Here is a 14911-nt window from a genome sequence, read left to right on the forward strand (position 1 = left end):
GCCGAGTGGCATCGGGGGCGCGACGTGGGCGGAGGTCGTCGAGCAGCTGGTCGACGTCGCCGTCCTCCAGCTGCGGTGCGCTGTAGGCGTTTCACTTCCCCACCGCGTCGGCGAGTCGGCGGTAGGCCTCGACGTCGGCCGCAGCGTTGACCAAGCGGCCACCGCCAGTGCCACTCGCCTTGCGATCAAGGCGGCCTGGTCGTCCATGGCCGCTCAGTCTCCCGCTGGAGACCCCGGAGGGAACCCCTGCGGTTATCCACAGCCCGCCGCCGGCGGCCGAGCGTACGCCGGCGAGATCCGCGAGACTCAGGCCAGCGAGACCGCTCGGCAGGAAGGACAACCTTGGTGGACGACAACGACCAGCTCGAGGCGAGCGGGCACGCGACGGCGGCACGCCGACACGTCTACGGCTTCAACCTCGCCACGATGTGGGCGCGCGACCAGATCCCGGCCGAGACCTCCGACGAGCTCGCGGAGTTCGCCGACCTCGCGGCCGCGCTGCCCCAGGCGTTCTCGCAGCTGTCGAGCACGCTCGAGCAGGCATTGGCCGACCAGGTGCTCAGCATGGACGCGATGACCGACGAATCCGACCCCGCCATGGCGATCGGCGTCGCGCGTCTCCACCTGGAGGAGGCCCGCGGACTCGCGGTCGACCTCCACAAGCACCTGAACGCCGCCCGCAACGCCACGGCGCACATCATTAGCGAGGGCGTCGACGACGGGCAGGAGTCGATGCCCTGGGACCAACCCTGACCTGGTGGTCCTCGGTGACCCGCGGCGCCTGAGGCCCGCGAGATTTCTTCGCGCTCGGTGATCGCCCGAGCGGGTCGACCTTCCTTTGGTGACTGAGACATAACCCCGGTCAACAAAGGAGCTGCCCGTGAGCACGCCCACCGATTCTCCCTCCGCCGCGGCCGACCGTGACCCGGTTCAGGAGGCCGGCGACCACCTCGAGCAGGCCCTGGCGGCTCTCGACCGCCTTCGCGAGGTCCTGCCCCCGTCGAGCATTACGCCCCCGTCCGACACGGGAGGCGGCGAGCCGGCATGACCACCGACACCGCTCTGCAAGCCGCAGACGCAGTCTTCATGGCCGAGCAGGCCGTGGGACGCGCCCGCCGGGTCGTCGACGAGCTCCACACCACGATCAACTCCGCGCTCCGGGTTCTCGATGACGCCGAGCTCGACTCTGCGAAGGCCCGCCTCAGCGACCGCGGTGACTACTACCTCGAGGCCGCCGGCGAGCACTTGAGCCGCCTGCAGCGGCGCTGCAGCGACAACGCCGAGCTGGTCGACGAACTCACCGGACACCTGGAGCGTGCATCGCAGGCGATCGCCGATGCCCACGATCTCCTCCAAGACGCCGACACCTCCGATCCTGAGCTCGCCAGCGACGTCGCGCAGTTGAAGCCACGCCTCGCCGTCGTGGGCGAGATGATTGACCTTGCCAAGCCTATGGCCCGGTTGACCGCTCAGCACGTCGACAGCGCGCAGCTGGCGGCCCAGCACGTGACTCCGCCGTCGCTGCTGGAACCGGTCACCCTCGAGCGGAGCATCGCGACGGCCGGCAAGGAGCTCGGCCGCGCCGATGAGGACGTGCGCCTGCTCGAGAACGTCGTCGACCACGCCGCGGCCAACGCCCGGCAGTCGGCCGGCATCGCCAGCGAGATCACCGACAACGCCCGCCGGCGTATGGCCGAGCAGGGCCGTGGCCAGGTTCCTCGCCAGGCGGCCCCGGCCGGCGGGTCGCTGGCGCGGTAGGCGGGAGGACGGGCATGGACTTCGATCAGGGCGGCCGCCAGCTGGCTGGCCTCGTCCTCGATGCCGCCGGCCGCGGGCAGCACGACCAGGTCGCCGACCTGATCGCGCCGCTGGACGCCGACCAGCTGCGGTCGCTGGTGACGGTCCTGGCCGTCCAGGTCGACCAGACCATGCCGTCGGCGCCGGCAACCGGCCCGGCTGCGGTGTGCGAGCTGGCCATCAACGCGGCTGCACCGATGTTCGGCACCACGCCGGAGGCGATCCTGAGCGCCGAGCGCAGCCGTCCGGTCAGCGACGCCCGCGCCGTGGCCATGACCGCCGCCCGCGAGGTCGGCCTGTCCCTGCCGGCGATCGCCGAGCACTTCAACAAGGGACCACGGTCCGGTGATCCATGCCGTGCGCTCGCACCGCCGAGCGACCCCGGCTGGCCGACGCCGCGGCCCGGGTCAGTGAGCCACGTCAACGACCGCTACACCGCCCGGCTCCCCCGCCCCGAGGCCACGGTGGTCAGCCTCCACCAGGATCCGCCGGCGTCGACCTTCGAGCCTATGGCCCGGTCGAGCATGCAGTCGTGGCGGCCGCGGAGGCCTTCGGCACCACGCCGGAGGTCCTCCTGGGTACGGACCGCAGCCGGGCGGCAGCGGACGCCCGTGCGGTGGCGATGACGGCGGCCCGCATCCACGGGCACAGCCTGCCGACGATCGCGCGTCACTTCGACCGCGACCACACGACCGTGCTCCACGCGACCTGGCGCATCGAGAAGACCCCACCGCTGCGCGACCTGGCCGCGAAGATCGCCGGCGAGCTCCCCGAGGAGCCGGCCGACGCCGGCACGAGCGGGGCAGACGGCGTCGAGCAGATCCCCGAGCCCGGCTACCGCTCCCCCGGCGCCCGGGCGCAGGAGCGCGCGGTTCCCGTCGCCGGCGAGCGTCCGCAGTTGAGGGTCGCCCGGTGAAGGCCCTCATCGGCCTCGCCGGCGTGGCGATCGCCGTGCTCACCGCCGGCGGCATCAAGGCAGCCCTCCCCGGCGCTCCCACGGGCCCCGACCCATCGGAGGGCAAGGCCACCCAGGTCCGGGTGACGGCCGTGGTCGACGGTGACACGCTCCGCGTCGAGGACCTCGGCGGCCGCGAGCTCGGCCGAGTCCGCCTGCTCGGCATCGACGCCCCCGAAGTCGCCCACCCGCCGGCGCCGGAGGAGTGCTACGCCGACCAGGCAACAGACCTGCTCGAGGAGCTCGCGCCGGTCGGCAGCACCGTCCAGCTGGTCACCGACAGCGACCAGCCCGACCGCGACCGGTACGACCGGCTGCTGCGATACGTCGACCACGCCGGCGTCGACGTGGCCCACGAGCTCCTGGCCCGCGGCGCCGTACGCCGCTACGAGGCTGCTCAGGACCTTGCCCGCGAGGAGTCGTACTCCGCGGCCGCCGCCGATGCCCAGGACGCCGATAGCGGCCTGAGGGGCACCTGCTGAGGGACGGCCGGGATGGACGACGAGCAGCTGATGACGGCCGCGAAGACGCTGGCCCGGTGGTGCTACAGCCGCGGCGTCGACGAGCGAGTTCTCGGCTGCAGGGCGCAGCTGCTCAAAGCGGCGGTCGACCAGGCGTTCGGCCGGCCGGCGCCGGCACACCTCGAGCACGCGCTGTGGGAACAGGTCGCCACGCTGCTGCGCCAGCGGCACGACTGGGACCGCGACCACCAGGTGACTCCCCCCGCCGCCCGCGGCGTGTCTGCCCTGCGCCGTGGCGGTTGACGAGTGCCCCGCCCACGCCGGACGGCGCTGTCGTGCCTGCGGTGGCCACCTGCACCGCATCGTCGTAGACGAGGGCTTCGATACCCATCAGTGCTGCGACCGCCCGGGCGGGACCGGTTCCCACGGCGTCCTCGAGCACGCGGCACAGATGCTGGGCGCCACGCTGCTGGCCCAGCCGGCCTGAGCACCGGCAGGGCCCCGCGACTTTCCAATCCAGTCGGGCCGCGGTGATCGCCCGGGCCCTTGGTCCGCACATAGGTGACCAGGAGGACCGGCGCAGCCGGTGCCGGTCCACGGAATCCATGGGAGTTCACATGAGTGACGCCGCTCGCGAGGAAGCCGCGCTCGAGGAGGAGGCGCGACAGCGCGCCGAGGAGATCAGGGCCAGCGAGGAAGCAGCTGCCCAGGCCGCGGCCGCAGACACCGGCCCCTCCCCCGACGCCGAGATCGCACTGGTCCACCAGTCCGGTCGCCAGCACGACCACACCGACACCGCCGCCTACCAGCGGCCTCAGCTCGGCCGCCGCCGCGGCCCGCGCCGATAGGAGGCCCCGATGGCTACCGCACTCGCGCCGGCAACCGGATCCTCGACCGTCCGCTGGGTCGACTGCTCACACAAGCTGGGGTCGCTGCCCTGCATGAACTACAAGCCGCACGAGGGCGACGGCCGCGGCTGCGTGCACCACTCCACGTCCGGCTTCCAGGACGACGAGTAGCCCGCCGCCGGCCGCCGCACCGCCAGAGAACAGCCTCAGCCGTGCACCAGGTGAAGCCGCGGCCGCTGAGGCTGCTCGACGGCCGTCTCCAGGCGCTGCATCCGCTCGAGGGTCATCGGGTGCCCGTAGCGACGCAGCAGACCTGCCAGCACGGGACCGAGGCCGAGCGAGAGCACGAACTGGTCCGCCTCGGCCTCCGTGTGGAGCTCGATCCGCCGGCCGGCCGCCGGCACCAGATAGGTCAGCGCGATGACTGTGCCCCCGAGCAAACCGGCCCAGGCCCGGTCCTCGACGACCGACTGCACCACGCAGATCACCCCCACGACGCCGCGCAGCGTCCAGGCCAACCGCGTGAACGGAAGCCAGGCGAAGGCCCGGCCGACGCCACGGAACGTCGCCACCAGCATCCGCCACGGCGTCATCGCCGCGAGCACGGCCAGCTCCAGCCGCGGCCGGATCGCCTGGCGCCGGCCGACCGCATGAGCCAGCGCGGCGGCCGCCTCCGCGCCGGTCACACCGCCGCGGTACGTCGCCTCGACCAGCCCAGGGCTGACCACAACGGTGCACCGGCCGATCGCCACCGCCACCGGGGTGCTCGGTCGCTGGATCCGGCGCACGAACAGCGCGCCGACGTCGACACCGCGGCCGCCCAGCTCGGCCAGCACCGGCGCCATCACCCGGAGCTCCGCCTCCGTCGCCGGCCGCGACCTGGTCAACGCTGCGACCGCAGGCTCCTGCAGTTGGCCCAGCGCCAGCGCGACCAGCACGCCGCCCGCAGCCATGAACGCCACGAGGCCCAGCGCCGGCGGGAGCAGGGCGCACACCACCACGGTGAGGACGAAGCTCACCAGCAGTGCCGGCGCCAGCGTCACGGCTCTCAACACGGTCATCGGGAACCTCATCTCGACCCTCCTCCATCTAGCAGCACTAGTGCGGATCTCTTGACTTTGCTCGCGGTGATCGTCCGGCAACCACCGAACGACATAGGCGAACGAGACCAGTTTGTGCCCAGGTGCCGACAGCACCCCGAGTTATCCACAGCCCGCCGCTCGGCGCAGCGGGCCGCGGCCGGGACGTGGGTTCATGGGCCAGACCGACCTCCGACTGAAAGGAACACCCGTGGACACCCTCAACGCTGACGGCACCTGGGACCGCCTCGGCTCGATCGCCCAGCTGCTGCACCAGGCCGCTGCCCAGGTGTGGAGCGACGCCGACGAGGCCGCCCCCTACTCCCCGCTCCACGACCTCGGGCTGGGTGTCTACCTCGCGCACTCCCAGGCCAGCGCCCTGCTGCCCGACGACTACGAGCTGCCCGACATCGACCCGCTCCCTGACCTCGAGGAGCGGACGCCGCTGCAGCTGCTCAACGAGGCCGAGGAGCTGACCCGCCCGCTACCGCTGCACCAGGCCGACCTGGTCCACGGCTGGCAGCTGGTCCTCGACCTGTGCGACCTCATCCGGGAAGCCCGCGGCCTTGGCTACTGACCTGCGCCTGGCGTACGCCGACATCGACGAGGAGCTCTTCGACCTCGACCAGATCCCGGTGACCTCGCGCGACGTACGCAGCGTCGGCGAGATGCTCTTCGACGTCGACTACCTGGCTCGCCAGCTGCTCATGGACGTCGCCGGCGATGATGCCGGCACGCTCCTGCGGAGCTGGCCGACGATGGTCGCGGCCGCGGAGGACCTGTGGGCCTCGCTACCGGGTCGCCGGCCTGGCGTCGACGAGCGCGATCGGCCCATCACCAGCCTGGCGGCGCAGGCCTCGACCATCGAGTCCAGCCTGTCCGGCCGGAAGGCCTGGCCAGGTCCGGGACCGACCAACCCCCGCGTCGACCAGATGACCCAGACCCTGCTCAACGCTGCGGCTCTGGTGCGCCGCTACGGCGCCGAGGTCCCTCACGAGCGGACCGAGGCCCACCGCGACCTCGAGGCAGCCCGGACCAGGATCATGCACGGTCTCTACCTGACCGCCCACGCCGTCAACGTCGCCCTGCACGACAACGGCCGCGACCGCGTCAACGACGCCCGTGGGTCGGGCCGCCGGGTCCAGCTGGCCCAGCACCACTCCCCCTACGCGATCGCACCCACCGGGGTCTGGGTCGATCGGATGTCGGCGTGCGAGAACACCGCACGCAGCTACCTGACCGACCGGTTCGCCCAAGCCCTCGCCGGCGAGGCGATCCGGCCGGTCGACGACCCCGGCCGCCTTGCGCAGGCCCTGGCCAGCTGGGACATCGAGTCCCACCGCGCGCTGGCACGCGACCTCGAACCGTCCAACATCCTGCTCATCACCCGTACCCAGGGACTCATCGCCGGCGCCAGCATGGTGCTGGTCGACGCGGCCGCCGCCGCCGGCATCCTCGAGCCCTCGGACCGCCTGGTCCCCGCGATCGCCGAAGCAGGGCGCTCCTGGAGCAACCTGGCCAGCCGCTGGGGCGACCTCGCCCCCCCGGGCGCCCGCCTCGAGGAGCCCTTGGCACGCGCGGCCGCGGAGGTCCGCGCCGCGTACCGCCAGATCACCCACGACACCACCACCCTCGCGACACCAGAGGTCATCGCCACCCGGCGAGGACTCCCCCAGGTCACCGTGGCGACACTGCGTGCGATCGGGGCAGGCTCCGAGCTCGCGCACGTCATCGCCGAGAAGGCCGACACCCCCAACCTCACCGGCCCAGCTCGAGCCCTATCCCGCCGAGCGCACAACGACGTCGCGGCCGGCCTGGCCACCCCGCCGACCGAGGGCGACGTCGTCTGGGTCTCCCCCGCCGACATCCTCGCCCGACGCGCCGTCACGGTGCCGCAGCCCGTACGGGAAGCCTTGCGTTCGGCGAGTACGGCAACCGCGTCCGCGGCATCCACCGCGGCATCCTCTGCCATGCTCGCGCACTCCAACGGCAGTAGCCATCGCCACGCTTGGCTCTCGGCAGCGGAAAACGCGCAACATGGCGGCCACTGCACCCCAGCATCTTCGCCGGACCACGGCATGCCATGCAGAAAGTCTGCGGGCATTGATCGCTCAGCACCTGTCGGACCACTTAGGTGACCATCAGACAACAGGTGGGCTGCGACCACCGAGATCCACCACCGCAGGTCGGAGGAGACACGAGATGGAAACGGTGAAGGAGACCCTCAGCGTCGGCGGCCACCGACCGCTAGCTGCTCAGGAGAGCGAACGCATCCTTGAGGATGTCGTCACAGACATGAGCGAACACGCCACGCCGCCTTCCGACGAGCCCCTCCCGACAGAACGCCGCCGGCTCGCACTCACCCCTGCCACGATGAACATTGCGCAAGCGGCTGCCTACATCGGGATCGCGAAGTCGACGCTCTATACCTGGCGCACGCGACGCCCGGGGTTCGGACCACGCGCGGTGAAGGCGGGCGGTGCACTGCGGTACCGCCGTTCGGATCTTGATGCTTGGATCGAGGCCCACGCCGAGACACTGGATCTCGAAGCGGAAATGGACATCGACGACAACGGCCGGGGCTCGAGGGGTGACCACCTAGCAACATCCAGCACGCTAGGTTCCATGTCGCGACGGTCCCGTCCACGGCGTCGGTAGCGCTCAGACCTCAAGAAGGAAGGCCCATGGCTCGCCCCCCGCTGCCCATCGGAACATTCGGGACCATCACGACGAAGGAGGTGCGTCCCGGCGTGTATCGCGCGCGAACGCGCTTCCGCGACTTCGACGGCGTCACGCGCGAAATCAAGGGGACCGGTCGAAGCGCCGCCGCCGCAGTACGAGAACTCAAAGTCAAGATCGCCGACCGAAGCGCCCCATCCGGTGACCTCATCGGCCCCGACATGCGAATCAGCCAAGTGGCCGACATCTGGCTCTCGCTGTATCGCGCCGAACAGCGCTCCGAGGCAACTACCGCGAACGAGTACCAACGCATCATCGAAAACGTCATCAATCCAGCCATCGGCAACATTCGCCTGCGCGAGGCAACAGCTGGGCGCCTGGAACGGCTCATCAGGTCGCAGGATTCCCACAGCCGCCGAAAGAAGACCAAGACGGTCCTCAAGATGATGTTCGACGCCGCGGTTATCGACGATGCGCTCCCGGCCAACCCGGTCTCCTCCACATCTCGGCTTCGAGGGCAGAAGAAGGACGTCCAAGCGCTCTCGGTGGAGGATCTCAATGCCGTCCGCTCTGCTGTAGACGCCTGGATGACCAAAAAGCGACCCGGTCCAAAGCCGAACCAGGACATGCCCGACATCGTTGACCTGCTGCTCGCCACGGGCTGCCGGATCGGAGAAGTGCTCGCGATCCGATGGACAGACATCGACTTGAGTGCGACCCCGCCGACGGTGTCAATCAGCGGCACGATCAAGACGGAGACGGGAAAGGGCACGTACCGGAAGCCCAAGCCGAAGTCGGACGCTTCAAAACGCACCATCGCGCTGCCGCCGTTTGCTGTCGATGTTCTGATGAGGCGGCGTATCGAGCAACGACCAAATCACTACAACGCGGTCTTCGCCACCCGTAACGGCACCTGGCACCAGGTCGGCAACATCGAGCGGCGGTGGCGCACGATCCGAGCAGACACAGGCTTCGACTGGGTGACGCCACACACGTTCCGCAAGACCGTCGCGACCTTGATCGACCGCCTGGTCGACTCGGACACCGCAGCCCGCGTCCTGGGCCACTCCTCAGATGCGATCACCAAAGAGTTCTACATCGAGAAGGACAGGACCACACCTGACGTGACGCACATCCTTCAGTCCTTCGCCGGCAAGGCCACGACGACCGCATCAGACGACTGACGTCCTCGGGGTGTTTCGAGCCACCAGCCCTGCATCTGCTTAGCCCCAACGCCGGCCCCAACTCGGTATCAGAGTGGGTCACCCGCGCGAAGGTTTCTGGGACATAAACGCGACATAAGGCAATGTGACTCAAGAAGCCAAGTGGCCCCCGATCTGCGTTTCCGCAGGTCAGGGGCCACTTTCTTGTAGCGGGGGCAGGATTTGAACCTGCGACCTCTGGGTTATGAGCCCAGCGAGCTACCGAGCTGCTCCACCCCGCGTCGGTGAACCCAACGTTACGACACGGGGTGGAGCGCCACCAAATCGGGGTCTACCCGGAGGCGTCCGAGGAGGGCTCGGTCGACTCCTCGGTCGACTCCTCCGTCGGATCCTCGGTCGGCTCGTCGTCGCCACCGCCCGTGGCGGAGCCGGCCTTGCCGGAGAGCACGAGTGCCTCGGCGACGGCACCCTCGGCGGCCTCGACCTGCTCCTGGTACGTCGCCAGGTCGCCCTGCGCGAGGGCCGCCTCGGCCGCGGCGAAGGCGTCCTCGGCGTCGGCGAGCAGCTGGGCGATCCGCTCGGCGCGGGTGCCGGTCGGCGCGCCGCCCGGGTCCTCGCCGGCGTCGCCACCGTCGCCCCCGTCACCACCGTCGCCCCCGTCGCCGGGGTCGACCGAGCCCGCGTCGGCGCCGAGCAGGTCGCCGAGGGACTCGGTGAGGGTGTTGCCCACGCCGACCTCGTTGCCGTACTTGGTCAGGACGTACTGGAGGATCGGGTAGCTGGCGTCGGAGAGCTCGCGGGTCGTGTAGACCGGCTGGACGTAGAGCAGCCCGTTCTCCACCGGCAGCGTGAGCAGGTTGCCGTAGACCGGCTTCGCGCCACCCGACTGCAGCGGGAGCAGCGCCTGCCGCACGCCCTCGTCGGAGGTGAAGGCGTTGGCGACCAGGCCGGGGCCCTCGGTCTGCTCGTTCGGCAGCTGCAGCACGCGGATCCGGCCGTACTCCTCGCTCGTCGCGTCGGCGTCCACCGAGACGAAGGCCGCCAGGTTGTCCTTGTCGAACGGCACGAACGTCGAGGTCAGCGAGAAGGTCTCCTCGGCGTCGCCCGGGTTGCGCACGAACAGCCGGTAGGGCGGCTGGAGCGTGCCGCGGGTGTAGGGGTCCTCGGGCACCTCCCAGCGGTTGTTGCCCTGGTAGAAGTCGCGCGGGTCGGTGACGTGGTAGCGCGCGAACTGGTAGCGCTGGACCTTGAACAGGTCCTCGGGGTAGCGCAGGTGCTCGCGCAGCGCCTCGGGGATCTCCGAGTTCGGCGTGACCGTCCCGGGGAAGGCGTTGCTCCACGCCTCGAGGATCGGGTCCTCCTCGTCCCAGGCGTAGAGGGTGACCTCGCCGGAGTAGGCGTCGACGGTCGCCTTGACCGCGTTGCGCATGTAGTTGATCTCGTCGGTCGGGATCGCCCGCAGCGCGCCCGGTGCGTCCAGCGAGTCGTCGGTCATGGTGTCGAGCGACTCGCGCTGGGCCTGCGGGTAGCGGTCGGTCGTCGTGTAGCCGTCGAGGATCCACAGGATCCGGCCGTCGACGATCGCCGGGTAGGCGTCGGCGTCGACGGTCAACCACGGGGCGACCTTGCGGACCCGGTCGCGCGGCTCGCGGTTGTAGAGGATCTTGCTGTTCTCGTTGATGCGACCGGCCAGCAGGAAGTTCGGCTCGCCGTACTTCACGGCGTACATCAGCTGGTTGAAGAACCCACCGATCGCGACGTCGCCGTCGCCGTCGTACGTCGTGGTCGTCGCGGCGGAGTCGTCGTCGCCGGTCGGCAGGTTGAGCTCGACGTCCTCGTCACCCTCCTCGGCCTTGCCGACGATGGAGTACTCCGGGCTCTGCTCGCCGTAGTAGACGCGCGTCTCGAAGCCGCCGGTCGCGGCGGTCAGCTCGTCCTCGGTGTCGCCCTCGGCCCACTCGATCCCGGCGTCCTCGGTCGCGGTGCCGCCGACCTGCTCCTGCTCGGAGTTGTCCTGCGGCCGGGCGTTCGCGTACGCCGCGATGATGCCGTTGCCGTGGGTGTAGACGGTGTGCAGGTTCGACCAGTTGCGGTCGCCCTCGTTGATGCCGGACTGGTCGAGCTCGCGCACGGCCAGCACGAGCGCCCGTTGCTCGTCCTCGATGGAGTAGCGGTCGACGTCGAGCACGTCGGCGACGGAGTAGTAGGCGCGGACCTGCTGCTCCTGCTCGAAGGCCGCGCGGACCAGCTGCGGGTCCACGAGCGGGACCGACGAGGTCTGCCGGTCCAGCGACGCCAGCCCGGTCGAGAGGTCGGCGCTCGCGGAGTACTCCTCCAGCTCCACGTCGGCGACGTCGTACGCCGCCCGCGTGGCGTCGATGTTGGCCTGGATGTACTCCGCCTCCTTGTCCGGGCGCGAGGGGTTGACCTGGAACTGCTGGACGATGCCGGGCCAGATCAGGCCCAGCAGCACCGCCGACAGCGCGAGCAGCGCCAGCCCCATCGAGGGCAGCAGCCAGGTGCGCCGCCACACGTTGAGGAAGAACAGCACCGCGCAGATGACGGCGATGCCCATGAGGATGTTCTTGGCCGGCAGCACCGCGTGGTCGTCGGTGTAGCTCATGCCGGTGAACAGCTCGCCGTCCTGGGTCACCAGGTCGAACCGGTCGAGGTAGTAGTCCACGCCCTTGGCCAGCACGAAGATGCCCAGCAGGACCGAGACCTGCACCTGCGCGGCGCCCGAGAGCCGGTCGTGGGAGACCTGCAGCCGGATGCCGCCGTACAGGTAGTGCACGACGGCGGCCGCGAGCAGCGCCACGACGACCACGGCCATCGTGAAGTCGACGAGGAAGTGCAACCAGGGCAGGTCGAAGACGTAGAAGCCGATGTCGCGGCCGAAGTACGGGTCCTCGTCGCCGAAGGCGTTGCCGTTGCGCCACAGCAGGTAGTTGCGCCACTCCCCCGCGCCGGACGTGCCGGCGAAGACGCCCATGACGAGCGCGACGCCGACCAGCAGCCAGGTGCGGATCGGGGTGACCGCCTCGCGGTACCGGTCCAGGCCGGTCTGCTCCGGCGACGGCAGCCGGAAGCTCGGGCGGTGGCGGAAGGCCAGCCACATGTTGAGCCCGACGACGATCGCCATCAGGGCGCCGAAGACGAGGAACAGCCCGGCGCGGGTCCAGAACAGCGTGGTGAAGACCGAGCCGTAGCCGGCGCCGCGGAACCACAGCCGGTCGGTGTAGAGCGACGCGAACGTCGTCAGCCCGAAGAAGGCGAGCACGACGACGACCGCGGTGATGACCAGCGCGCGCGACCGGCGCGGCACCTCCCGCTCCGGCGGCGGGGTGTCCCGCGGGTCGTCGGCGAACAGCTCGCTCACGCCGTGCCTCCCGGCTGCTCGGTCCGGTCGGCGGTCGTCTCGGTCATTCCCTCGTCCTCCTCCAGCGTGGCCCGCAGCAGTGCGAGCAGGCCGGGCACCAGGTCGGCGCCCCCGACGACCGACTGGTCGTCGTCGTGCGCGCGCAGCCTCAGCGCGCAGTACGTCGATCCGTCGCGGGTCGCCCCCGCGACGATGCGGACCTCCTGCCGGTCCGGGTGCTCGCGCGCGAACGCCTCGGCCTCGGCGGGGTCCTCCGGCACGGCGGTGTCCGCGCCGGGCGGCAGCACCAGCCGCTCGACCACCGCGGCGCAGCCGGCCACGCCGGCGGGCCACAGGATCGTCTCCAGCACCTGCTCCAGCGGTACGTCGGGGGGCAGCTGGTCCTGCTCGACGGCGGTCAGCGACCCCTGCTCCGAGGACGCGTCGAGACCCATCTGCGCCGCGAGGACGGGTTCCTGGCGCACCAGCGCTGCGGTGTCGACCAGCGCGTAGAGCCGGGCGGGCTGGTCCCAGCCCTCGCCGGCGAGGTGGCCCTCGATCTCGAGGACGGCCGACGCCAGCGCCGGGTCGACGTCGAGGTCGTCGAGCAGGCCGTCCTTCTCCTCCTCGCCCGCGGGCCGGTCCGGGTCCTGGGGCAGGTCGTCCTGGTGCGGGTCGGGGTTCGGGGTCAGGTCGCTCACGTCAGTCCTCGCAGCTCGGCAACGTCGTCGTGTCGGGGTCCCGCACCCACGCGTCGATCGCCTCGACGGCGTCGTGCATGGTGTCGGCGCGGACCAGCCGCATGTCCTCGTTCGGGGCGCCCAGGGCGTCCGCGCAGTTGTCCGGCGGGACCAGGAAGAGCGCCGCGCCGGCGTCGCGGGCACCGACGATCTTCTGCTGGATCCCGCCGATCGGGCCGACGTTGCCCTCGGGGTCGATGGTCCCGGTGCCGGCGACGATCGCGTCGCCGGTCAGCGACCCCTCGGTGAGGGTGTCGTAGATGCCCAGGCTGAACATCAGGCCCGCGCTCGGCCCGCCGATGGCCTCGTCCACGTTGACCGAGACCTCGAAGGGGAAGGTGTAGCCCGTGCCGAGCCGCACCCCCACCTGCGGTTCGCCGTCGACCAGCTCGGGCACCACCTCGACGGTGCGCTCCTCTCCCTTGCGCAGCACGCGGAAGGTCACCGGCTCGCCGGCCGGGGCGCCCTGCACGGCGTCGACGAGGTCCTGCGGCTCCTCGATCGCGGTGCCGTCGGCCTCGAGGAACACGTCCCGCGCCTGCAACCGCCCCTCGGCCGGTGTGCCCTCGCTGACGAGCAGCACCTCGACGGCCGGCTCCACGTCGTACCCCAGCTCGGTCAGCGCGACCGCCGTGGCGGCGTCCTGCGAGGTGACCATGTCGACCGCACCCTCCTCGCGGTTCTGCTGGTCGGTCGTGCCCTCCTCGTAGACCGCGTCGTAGGGGTAGACCGCGGCCTCGTCGCTCAGCCAGTCCTGGACCACCTCGAACAGCGACACGTCGGCGTCGGGGCGCGAGACGAAGACCGTGGTCATCCGCAGCTGCCCGCCGTCACGGTAGGTCTGCTCGCCGTCGATCTCGACGATCTCGCGGCCGCCGTCCTCACCGAGGACGTCGACGGTCAGGCCGGGCTCGTAGGTGACGTACGGCAGGGGCACGCGGGCGGCGGCGACGAGCAGCGCGACCACGAGCGGCACCGCCAGGAGGGCGGCGAGCGTGCGCTGCGTCATGGCGCCACCTTCTCATCCGGCGGAAACCGGCACCGGTCCAGCCCGCGGCGGCGGTCAGGAGGCGCGGCGCGAGGGACGCACCGCGACGCCGGTGCTGCGGTCGGGCTGGTGCGGACGAGCGGCGTACGCCGGCCGGTCGCCGCGCTCGATGGCGGCACCCATCCGGCGGACGGCGACCTCGCGGTCGACCTCGCCGCGACCCTCCCGGCCCAGCCAGGACACCCACGCCATCGCCACGACCGTCACCACGGCGGGCGGCACCAGCCACAGCAGGATCTCCACGGGTGGCAGCGTAGGCAGCCGCCTGGCCGATCGCGCGGTGCCACGCCCATCGACCCGCTCCGCCCCTCGGCCCGCTACGGCGAGCCGACCCACTCCTCGGTGCCGTCGCCGAAGCGCTGGTGCTTCCAGATCGGCACCTCCGCCTTGAGGGTGTCGATCAGCGCGCGCGAGGCCTCGAAGGCGGCGCCGCGGTGGGAGGAGACGGTGGCGACGACGACCGCGGCGTCGCCGATGCCGAGGGTGCCGACCCGGTGCACCGCGGCGACGCCGTGCACGTCGTGCTCGGCGGCCACCTGCTCGCACACCGCGGTGAGCCGCTCGAGCGCGGTCGGGTGCGCGGAGTAGTCCAGACCGGTGACGCCCTTGCCGCCGTCGTGGTCGCGGACCCTGCCGACGAACAGCACCAGTCCGCCGGAGGCGTCGTCGTCGAGGGACCGCAGCACCTCGTCGACGTCGAGCGGCGTCTCGCGCAGGCCGACGAGCCGGACAGCCGGATGGGTCATGGGGCCGACCCTAGCCCTGGGCGCGCCGCGTACCTTG

At 71.1% G+C, this 14911-nt stretch carries 19 protein-coding genes and 1 tRNA gene; 13 read left to right on the forward strand and 7 right to left on the reverse strand.

Annotated features, from left to right (window positions below):
• The first annotated feature begins 345 nt into the window (after positions 1-345).
• From QWY28_RS18125 to QWY28_RS18165, 9 genes are all read left to right on the forward strand, one after another.
• Positions 346-753, forward strand: a complete 408-nt coding sequence (locus QWY28_RS18125) for a hypothetical protein (RefSeq protein ID WP_300953989.1) — start codon at positions 346-348, stop codon at positions 751-753.
• 127 nt (positions 754-880) lie between these two features.
• Positions 881-1048, forward strand: a complete 168-nt coding sequence (locus tag QWY28_RS18130) for a hypothetical protein (RefSeq protein WP_300953990.1) — start codon at positions 881-883, stop codon at positions 1046-1048.
• A complete protein-coding gene (locus QWY28_RS18135; protein WP_300953991.1) occupies positions 1045-1758 on the forward strand; it encodes a hypothetical protein in 714 nt (237 codons plus the stop codon). The genes QWY28_RS18130 and QWY28_RS18135 overlap by 4 nt, the downstream gene beginning before the upstream one ends.
• 14 nt (positions 1759-1772) lie before the next feature.
• Positions 1773-2423, forward strand: a complete 651-nt coding sequence (locus QWY28_RS18140; RefSeq protein ID WP_300953992.1) for a helix-turn-helix domain-containing protein — start codon at positions 1773-1775, stop codon at positions 2421-2423.
• Positions 2330-2713: a helix-turn-helix domain-containing protein gene (locus tag QWY28_RS18145; protein ID WP_300953993.1), complete on the forward strand. Its 384-nt coding sequence runs from the start codon at positions 2330-2332 to the stop codon at positions 2711-2713. The genes QWY28_RS18140 and QWY28_RS18145 overlap by 94 nt, the downstream gene beginning before the upstream one ends.
• Complete coding sequence (locus QWY28_RS18150) at positions 2710-3234, forward strand: thermonuclease family protein (protein ID WP_300953994.1); 525 nt, start codon at positions 2710-2712, stop codon at positions 3232-3234. The genes QWY28_RS18145 and QWY28_RS18150 overlap by 4 nt, the downstream gene beginning before the upstream one ends.
• 12 nt (positions 3235-3246) lie before the next feature.
• On the forward strand, positions 3247-3516 hold the full coding sequence (locus QWY28_RS18155; protein WP_300953995.1) for a hypothetical protein: 270 nt from the start codon (positions 3247-3249) through the stop codon (positions 3514-3516).
• 314 nt (positions 3517-3830) lie between these two features.
• A complete protein-coding gene (locus QWY28_RS18160; protein WP_300953996.1) occupies positions 3831-4061 on the forward strand; it encodes a hypothetical protein in 231 nt (76 codons plus the stop codon).
• A gap of 9 nt (positions 4062-4070) precedes the next feature.
• Positions 4071-4232: a hypothetical protein gene (locus QWY28_RS18165; protein WP_300953997.1), complete on the forward strand. Its 162-nt coding sequence runs from the start codon at positions 4071-4073 to the stop codon at positions 4230-4232.
• 35 nt (positions 4233-4267) lie between these two features.
• Here QWY28_RS18165 and QWY28_RS18170 read toward each other — a convergent pair whose 3' ends face one another.
• Entirely contained in the window at positions 4268-5122 is an 855-nt protein-coding gene (locus QWY28_RS18170) for a hypothetical protein (RefSeq protein WP_300953998.1), read from the reverse strand.
• A 229-nt stretch (positions 5123-5351) separates the two neighbouring features.
• On the opposite strand from QWY28_RS18170, the gene QWY28_RS18175 reads away from it, so the two are divergent.
• The 4 genes from QWY28_RS18175 (at position 5352) to QWY28_RS18190 (ending at position 9003) form a co-directional block, all read left to right on the forward strand.
• The gene (locus tag QWY28_RS18175; protein ID WP_300953999.1) at positions 5352-5717 is read left to right on the forward strand and encodes a hypothetical protein; all 366 of its coding nucleotides are present in this window, start codon (positions 5352-5354) and stop codon (positions 5715-5717) included.
• A complete protein-coding gene (locus QWY28_RS18180; RefSeq protein ID WP_300954001.1) occupies positions 5707-7278 on the forward strand; it encodes a hypothetical protein in 1572 nt (523 codons plus the stop codon). The genes QWY28_RS18175 and QWY28_RS18180 overlap by 11 nt, the downstream gene beginning before the upstream one ends.
• Before the next feature lie 64 nt (positions 7279-7342).
• Entirely contained in the window at positions 7343-7798 is a 456-nt protein-coding gene (locus QWY28_RS18185; RefSeq protein ID WP_300954002.1) for a helix-turn-helix transcriptional regulator, read from the forward strand.
• Positions 7799-7824: 26 nt separating this feature from the next.
• Positions 7825-9003, forward strand: a complete 1179-nt coding sequence (locus QWY28_RS18190; RefSeq protein WP_300954003.1) for a tyrosine-type recombinase/integrase — start codon at positions 7825-7827, stop codon at positions 9001-9003.
• A 186-nt stretch (positions 9004-9189) separates the two neighbouring features.
• Here the strand turns inward: QWY28_RS18190 and QWY28_RS18195 are convergent.
• From QWY28_RS18195 to QWY28_RS18220, 6 genes are all read right to left on the reverse strand, one after another.
• Positions 9190-9263, reverse strand: a tRNA-Met gene (locus QWY28_RS18195).
• Between the two features lie 50 nt (positions 9264-9313).
• A complete protein-coding gene (locus tag QWY28_RS18200) occupies positions 9314-12361 on the reverse strand; it encodes a UPF0182 family membrane protein (RefSeq protein ID WP_300954004.1) in 3048 nt (1015 codons plus the stop codon).
• Positions 12358-13041 carry a PPA1309 family protein gene (locus tag QWY28_RS18205; RefSeq protein ID WP_300954005.1) on the reverse strand — a complete coding sequence of 228 codons (684 nt, stop codon included), beginning with the start codon at positions 13039-13041 and terminating at the stop codon, positions 12358-12360. The genes QWY28_RS18200 and QWY28_RS18205 overlap by 4 nt, the downstream gene beginning before the upstream one ends.
• Position 13042: 1 nt before the next feature.
• Positions 13043-14089 (reverse strand): YlbL family protein, encoded by a 1047-nt coding sequence (locus tag QWY28_RS18210; RefSeq protein ID WP_300954006.1) that lies wholly within the window; start codon positions 14087-14089, stop codon positions 13043-13045.
• 54 nt (positions 14090-14143) lie between these two features.
• Positions 14144-14371, reverse strand: coding sequence for a hypothetical protein (locus QWY28_RS18215; RefSeq protein WP_300954007.1), 228 nt, complete (start codon positions 14369-14371; stop codon positions 14144-14146).
• 74 nt (positions 14372-14445) lie between these two features.
• On the reverse strand, positions 14446-14874 hold the full coding sequence (locus QWY28_RS18220) for a molybdenum cofactor biosynthesis protein MoaE (RefSeq protein ID WP_300954008.1): 429 nt from the start codon (positions 14872-14874) through the stop codon (positions 14446-14448).
• Positions 14875-14911 lie beyond the last annotated feature (37 nt).

Source organism: Nocardioides oceani (assembly GCF_030412965.1).
Taxonomy (GTDB): Bacteria; Actinomycetota; Actinomycetes; order Propionibacteriales; family Nocardioidaceae; genus Nocardioides; species Nocardioides oceani.